Source organism: Lutibacter sp. B1 (assembly GCF_012524075.1).
GTDB lineage: Bacteria > Bacteroidota > Bacteroidia > Flavobacteriales > Flavobacteriaceae > Lutibacter.
The window spans coordinates 1-7,598 of record NZ_JAAZUI010000039.1 but is presented as its reverse complement, the minus strand read 5'-3'; the positions used below and the strand labels follow the sequence as shown (position 1 = coordinate 7,598).

6 protein-coding genes are annotated in these 7,598 nt (G+C 27.5%); all 6 read left to right on the top strand.

The window, feature by feature from the left end; translation table 11 throughout:
• The first annotated feature begins 942 nt into the window (after window positions 1-942).
• The 6 genes from HGB55_RS14275 to HGB55_RS14250 all read left to right on the top strand — a co-directional run bounded on the left by HGB55_RS14275 (window position 943) and on the right by HGB55_RS14250 (window position 7,031).
• A complete protein-coding gene (locus tag HGB55_RS14275; protein ID WP_168817650.1) occupies window positions 943-1,626 on the top strand; it encodes a hypothetical protein in 684 nt (227 codons plus the stop codon).
• Between the two features lie 178 nt (window positions 1,627-1,804).
• Complete coding sequence (locus HGB55_RS14270) at window positions 1,805-2,857, top strand: type I restriction endonuclease (protein WP_168817648.1); 1,053 nt, start codon at window positions 1,805-1,807, stop codon at window positions 2,855-2,857.
• A 782-nt stretch (window positions 2,858-3,639) separates the two neighbouring features.
• Entirely contained in the window at window positions 3,640-4,287 is a 648-nt protein-coding gene (locus HGB55_RS14265; RefSeq protein ID WP_168817646.1) for a M23 family metallopeptidase, read from the top strand.
• Window positions 4,288-4,834: 547 nt separating this feature from the next.
• Entirely contained in the window at window positions 4,835-5,035 is a 201-nt protein-coding gene (locus tag HGB55_RS14260; RefSeq protein WP_168817644.1) for a hypothetical protein, read from the top strand.
• Window positions 5,036-5,062: 27 nt separating this feature from the next.
• Window positions 5,063-5,659: a hypothetical protein gene (locus tag HGB55_RS14255; RefSeq protein ID WP_168817642.1), complete on the top strand. Its 597-nt coding sequence runs from the start codon at window positions 5,063-5,065 to the stop codon at window positions 5,657-5,659.
• A 166-nt stretch (window positions 5,660-5,825) separates the two neighbouring features.
• Window positions 5,826-7,031: an ImmA/IrrE family metallo-endopeptidase gene (locus HGB55_RS14250; protein ID WP_168817640.1), complete on the top strand. Its 1,206-nt coding sequence runs from the start codon at window positions 5,826-5,828 to the stop codon at window positions 7,029-7,031.
• Window positions 7,032-7,598 lie beyond the last annotated feature (567 nt).

Below are 7,598 nucleotides of genomic sequence, written 5' to 3'. Positions count from 1 at the left end.
CCAAATGAATTCAGATATTTAGTTTATAAAAATTACAAAATAATTTATTGGATAAATAAGAGTGAAAAACGGATTGAAATTAATGATATTTTTGATTCTCGACAAAATCCAATAAAGATTGAAAGAATTGAATAAAAGCCAGTTGCCAACAATGGCTATATTGCATTGTGGCGGATTTTCTTTTTCACAAAATCCTCGTATATTTACTAAGCTAATTGCTGTGGCGGAAAAATCTTGCCGATTTTTCCACAACGACAACATAGCCTAAACCGTTGCAAAATATTACCGAAATTACGTTTTGCACGATAAAAGTTCTTTAAAAGTAAAATTTTTGTAGCTCGACAAACTTCAGTTTGACTTCTACTCTATCGGATTGAGAATTGAATCGGTTAGATTTTAGCACAATTGCGGATTTGAGCAATGAAATCGGAAAAAGTTTTTAAGACAAATTAAACAAAATTGACAAATTCCAGATTTTAATAATTGAATCGGAATTGAGCAATGAAATTGGAAAAACTTATTAAAACGCACGATTTAAGAATTGAAACGGAAAAAGTTTTTAAGACAAAATAAAACTAAATTGACAAATCTCAGATTTTAATAATTGAATCGGGATTGAGCAATGAAATTGGAAAAAATCATTAAAACGCACGATTTGAGAATTGAACCGGGAAAGTTTTTAAGACAAATTAAAACTAAATTGACAAATTCCAGATTTTATCAAAATTACAGAGATTTAAAAGTTCAAACAGTACAATTTAAGAAAATAGATTAACACGATTAAAAAATAACATTTTGCAACACCTCATATAATTTATGCTTAAATTTGAACTAATATTAACGACAAACATTCAACAAACGATTTGCTACAACCGAAAAATCTCCGATTTTCCAGTCGCACAAATCATATAAAAACTCGTTAGCACCAATTACGCTGAAAAAATGAAAAAGAAAAAAGAAATACCTCTTGTTGTTTTACAAATAGTTGAGCCTTACATTAAAGAGTCAAATGATTTATATCAAATAACAGAAACTAAAGAATCTTTAATGAAATTTATTGATTCTGACACTGAGTCTGATTTTTATTTCGAAATTCAAGATTTTGAAGTACAAAATAATAAATCAATAGTTAGTATAGAATTTAAACCTAGAAATGCTCAAGACCTAGAATTAGTTAGAGTATCGGGTGATGTAACGAATATTAATACTTATTTCAAAAAATGGATAACAATTTTAGATCAATATTCTAAAATTGAATATGAAGACCCAATAATTAAAGCAAATAAAGAGAGATTTATTGAAAAATTCAAACTTGTTGATGAAGATGCTGAGTTTTCGTCTTTTAATTTAGAACAACAAATATTTCTTGAAAACTATTTAGATAAATCAAAAGAAAAATTAGCTGTTTTAAAAAATGGGAAATCTGAAAATGAGAAACTTGAAATTACCGAATTAGAATTAGAAGCTGAAATAATTAAAACAGCACTAACGAAAGAAAGTAAACAGAAAATAATAAAAAGACTTTCAAAATTTTGGGCAAAAGCACAGAAAATCGGATTACCAATTATAAAAGAGATTTTTGTAAGTACGATTTCCGAATTGACAAAAAGATTATTAATTGGATAATAACTGGTGCTAACAACTCATAAAATTTATGCTTAAATTTAAACTAAATAACGAACCGACAAACATTCATCTAACGATTTGCTACGTCCGAAAAATCTACGATTTCTCAGTCGCACAAATCTTATAAAAACCCGTTGCCCACAATTACGAAAAAAATAAAATTATAAAAAGAGAAACTATGGAATTACAAAACAAACTGAAAGCATTAGCCGACAAAATCGTGCAAATGAAGGAAAAAATTGGAACTGAAGAAGCTACGAAAAATGCCTTCATTATGCCTTTTATCAACATTTTAGGTTACGACCTTTTTGATCCAACTGAGGTAATACCTGAATTTACAGCAGATTTAGGACTTAAAAAAGGAGAAAAAGTCGATTATGCAATATTCCAAAATGGAGAACCTATTTTAATAATTGAGTGCAAAAATTGGAAAGAAGATTTAAACGTTCACAATTCACAACTATTTAGATATTTTCACGTAACCAAAACAAGATTTGCTCTTTTAACAAACGGAATTGAATATAAATTTTATTCAGATTTAGAAGAGTCAAATAAAATGGACGAAAAACCATTTCTTGAATTCAATGTTTGTAATATTAAAGAATCAACAATTAACGAAATTGCAAAGTTTCATAAATCAAATTTTGATGTAAATAAAATTGTTGATAATGCAAGTTCATTAAAATACACGAAAGAAATAAAGAAAATTCTAGACAAAGAATTTCAAGAACCATCAGCAGAGTTTGTAAGACATTTTGCAAATCCTGTTTATTCTGGAAGATTAACAGAAAAAGTTATGGAACAATTCAAGGAATTAGTTCTAAAAGCAACAAATCAATATATAAGTGAAAAGGTGAATGATAGATTAACTTCTGCATTAAACAAAGAAACTGAAAAACAACAAGAGGAAATTATCGAGGAAGATACTAAAACAAATGTTATCACAACAGAGGAAGAATTAGAAGCTTTCCAAATTGTTGTTGCAATTTTAAGACGTAATCTACCAAAAGAGAGAATTGTACACAGAGATACACAATCATATTTTGGAATATTATTAGACGATAATAACAGAAAACCAATTTGCCGACTTCACTTAAATGGAGGAAAGAAATATATTAGTCTATTTGACGAGAATAAAAAAGAAATTAAAGAGTCGATTGAGTCAATAGATGAAATATACAGATTTGAAAAAGAGCTTTTAAAAACAGTTGAAAATTACGAATCTGAATAAAAAAACTGTGGGCAACAATGGCTAAAGTTCAGCGTGGCTTTTTTGTTAAATCAAAAGTTTGGTGTACTTTTATTAGGCTAAGTTTCATCAGCGGAAAAGTCTCCAACATTTTCCACGCCGAAACCCTAGCCTAAACCGTTGCCTTTAATTGCGGATGAAAACTATAATGATAAATTGAAATGAATATTAAAGATAAATTTAGAATAGTAATTATTCTGACAATGATTTCATTAGCTTTTCATTATTACTATTATGATTATAATGTTGAAAGTACTTTAAGAGCTTGTTTTACAATAATAATTTTTTCAGCTTTTATAAGTTTTATGTTTTCTCAATATTTTAAAATTCATAATAAAAGACGATTTATTAAATTGAATAAAAAAACTGATTCCTTTTATTATTGGTGGAATATCATTTACGGAGTATTATTAGTGATTGGAATAATATTTCGAGTAATATTCTGATTTGAGCAATGAAAGTGGTTATAATTGATTCTCTGACTGCCGAAAAGTCTATAAAACGATTAATTCTAACAATATGAGAAATTAATGATTTGAGTAACAAAACGAGTTTGAAAAGCAGAACGCAGAATGAAAAAAAATTGAATAGAAAAATGATTAACAAAATGATTGAAAAGCAACTAAAAGGCAACACCTCATATAATTTATGCTTAAATTTGAACTAGTACAAACGACAAACATTCAACAAACGATTTGCTACGTCCGAAAAATCTCCGATTTTCCAGTCGCACAAATCATATAAAAACCCGTTGCCCACTATTTATGAGAAAGATTCTAATCGGATTAATTTTACTTCAAACTTCATTTTCAATATTTGCCCAAATTGAGAGAAATAAAACTGATTTAATTCTTCCATTTAATGGAGAATGGACAGTAGTTTGGGGAGGAGATTCTGAAAAATTCAATTATCATATTAAAAATAAAGCTCAAAAAAATGCTTTCGATTTTATTATCACTGATAAATATGGAAAATCATTCAAAACTGACAGAAATAAAAATGAAAATTTCTATGCTTTTGGTAAAAAAATTATTGCACCTTGTAATGGAATGATTATTTCAGTCATTGATGGAATAAAAGACAATAAACCGAGTGAATTAAATCCTTATTATGCACCAGGAAACAGTATTATCCTAAAAACAGAGAATAATGAATTTTTGTATTTCGCCCATTTAAAACAAAACTCAATCAAAGTTAAACAAGGACAGAAAATTATTAAAGGAGAAATATTAGGACTTTGTGGAAACTCAGGAAATTCAACTGAGCCACATTTACATTTTCATATACAAAATCAAGAAAATATAAATAACGCAATTGGAATTAAATGCTATTTTGAAAAAATTATTGTAAGTGATACTTTAAAAACAGATTATTCTCCGATTAAAAAAGAAAAAATTAGAAACGAAAAATAACAGTGGGCAACACCGTATAAAATTTATGCTTAAATTAGTACAAAATTGAAAACAAAAAAATTGCAATAAACCGATTTGTTTCGTCCGAAAAATCTCCGATTTTTCAGTCGCACAAATCTTATACAAACCCGTTAGCATAAATAGCTCGGCTGAGTTTTGGTCAGAAAAACTAAAGTTGAAAAACTTAATTGAAAACTATGATTTTTAGCAATATTTCGGAGTGAAAATTGTAACGGTCAGAGTTGAGCAATGAAAACGGAAAGAATTGAGTTTTTACTGAAAAAATTGTACTAAACCGAGAAATTTCTGAGTGATTTATACTCAAAAAAGTATGAGAATTGAATCGGAATGAATTTGCTTTGAATGAAAAATATGTACAAACCTGAAAAATTCCAGATTGACTTCCACTCTACCGGAATTGAGCATTGAAACGGTTAAGATTTTGAGCAACGAATCCGAATATCTTTAAAATGAGTAATTGCAATAAACTGAGAAATTTCAAAGTTTTTCCTGTAAAACGTGAAAATAACAACGGAGAAAAAGCTAAATGAGAAAAATTAGTATGTTTGATAAATTTCAGATAATAGAAAAATTCAATGCTCAGCAGAACGTGTCGCTAAATATGCTAACAATGGCTATATTGCATTGTGGCGGATTTTCTTTTTCAGAAAATCCTCGTATATTTACTAACATAATCGCTATGGCGGAAAAATCTTGCCGATTTTTCCACAACGACAACATAGCCTAAACCGTTGTACAACATTACGATTGAAAATTGAAAAAGATAAATTACATATTGCTCGGAATTATAATTTTAGGATTATTCTCTTGTAAAACGACAAATTCAACAACTGAGAATAAAACGGGAAAATTGACCAAAGAAAATATTGAGAGATTAACCAAATACATTTCTAATGATTCTATTTTCACAAATAGATTAAAGAATTATTTCCCTGATTTAAAAAACTCTTCAGAATTAATATTTGAACCTATAAAAACGATTGAGTTTTTAAGTTTGAGTAAATACCCTAAACAAACTTTAACTAAAACAGAATTTTATAAAAAATACCAAAATTTAACTGATTTAGAGTTTGAAAAATTTATTAATAAAAGAGATTCTATAAATGAGTTTTCACCTTACGGATTAAACTTTGACAATATAGATTCTGAGCACAATTATGAAACGAGTAAAAAGATTTTATTAAGATTCTCTGAGAAAGCTGATAATTTGATAAATATAGAATATATCATCGTTGATGAGAAAGTTGATGAAAGAATCGTTTTTCATCCAAGAAAAGGATATTATTTGATTGAGTTTGATAACGAGAATAATATTATTCAAAGATTTTACATTTTAAGAACAGTCGGATGAAAAAACGTTGTACAACACCTCATATAATTTATGCTTACATTTGAACTAACACAAACGACAAACATTCAACAAACGATTTGCTACGGCAGAAAAATCTCCGATTTTCCAGTCGCACAAATCATATAAAAACTCGTTGTGCGTAATTTAATAAATACAGAAATATTAAATGAACACTGTAAAAATTGGAGATAAATTTGAGGATAAATCCTATTACTTGATTGAAAAAGCAATTGAGAATGGAGAATTGGGAATTTTAAAAAATACAGCTAAAGTTCAAAGAAAAATAGGCTATTATTCAAAAGACAGAGAAAAAGAAATAATATTTGATTTATCAATAGAAATATGGCCAGAAAATGCCGAACGATATACTTTACTCTTTTTAATTGAGTGTAAAAGTTCACCTTCTGGAAACTATGTACCTGTAGATGATGTTGAAGAGTTTAATACAAAAATTAATCAAGTTGCTGGAGGTGGAGTAAAAGGCGTTATGATTACTGATAGTAAATTTCAATCTGGTGGAATAACTTTTGCAAAGAATAAAAGAATGATGTTGATTGAAGTTGACAACAATGATAATCATTCAATAATACTTCATAGAACTGATAAAAATGACACGAAAGAAAACAAAAATAATTTAGAGGATATCTTCTATAAATTCATCAAGAAGACTTTAGGTATAAAAAAAGTTAAAGGTTTAAAAAAGTTATCTGCAAGTCAAATTGAAAACCTAGCTTTACCAATACTACAAAAATACAATGATCTCTATTCGTCAATTAAAATTGAAGATTTTATTGAACATTTAAAATCGGAATACAATTTAAAATTTGACTTTACACAAAATTTAAAAACAGTAAATGGAAAAAAAATTGAAGGGTTTTTCGATCTTGAAAATAAAACTATATTTATTGATAAATCTATATTAGAATCAGAGAAATTTCCTTTTGTATTAGGTCATGAATTAGGTCATTTCTTTCTTCATAGTAATTTAAAAGTAAACCAAGAAAGATATAATGATTTTGCAGATTCTGAATATGATTTTTTTACCGATAGATTTAATTTAGTAAATGATAAAAATTGGATAGAATGGCAAGCTAATAAATTTTCAACATCTTTATTCTTACCAAAAGTTCTTTTTTTACCACATTTAATAGCTTTTCGTAAAAGTATTGGAATAAGTCGCCCAGAACATATTTATTTGGATGAACAAAAAATAAACAAACAAGATTATTATAAAACCGTAGATTACCTTTCAGATTATTTTGGAATTAGTAAAACAGCAGTGAAATTTAGAATAGAAGAATTGAACTTAATAACTTATGCAAAACCAAAAGACGATTTTAAAAGTATTTTGAGAAGAACATTTTTTGATTAAAAAACTACGCACAACAATGGCTATATTTCATTGCTTCGGATTTTTTCAAAAGAAAAAATCCTTATCTTTAAACTATGAATTGCTATGGCGGAAAAATCTTCACTGATTTTCCCGCAACGAAAACATAGCCTAAGCCGTTGCCTAAAATAACGAGATTGGAACTTGGCAGAGAAATTTTCTTTCAAAAATAATGATTTACTAAAGCTGAAAATATTCTGATTTTGGGCATTATTCCGGAATAAGTTTTTAATTTATTTTTCTTCCAAAGCTAAAATTCTGTTTCAACTGAAAATTCTCTGAGAACTCTTCTCTCCTATTTTATCATTCTGCTAAATTGAGAAATTTAATGAGTTGAATCCGTTAAATTTGAATAGATTTTCTAAACGTACGAGTTTTTCCCTTATTTTTAGGTTTTTAAGCTAATTTTCTACTAAACCGATAAAAACGAACTCGTTTGAATGATTTTTAGATTGTTCTAGTTGCTTTTCATCTTTTCTACTAAACTGAAAAATTCATCAATGAATGATTTTTTAGATATTTCATTTTCTTTTTATAATTAATACTAAA

Coding starts and splice junctions, on each gene's coding strand:
- HGB55_RS14275 (WP_168817650.1), top strand. CDS start 943: ATGAAAAAGAAAAAAGAAATACCTCTTGTTGTTTTACAAATAGTTGAG.
- HGB55_RS14265 (WP_168817646.1), top strand. CDS start 3,640: ATGAGAAAGATTCTAATCGGATTAATTTTACTTCAAACTTCATTTTCA.
- HGB55_RS14270 (WP_168817648.1), top strand. CDS start 1,805: ATGGAATTACAAAACAAACTGAAAGCATTAGCCGACAAAATCGTGCAA.
- HGB55_RS14260 (WP_168817644.1), top strand. CDS start 4,835: ATGAGAAAAATTAGTATGTTTGATAAATTTCAGATAATAGAAAAATTC.
- HGB55_RS14250 (WP_168817640.1), top strand. CDS start 5,826: ATGAACACTGTAAAAATTGGAGATAAATTTGAGGATAAATCCTATTAC.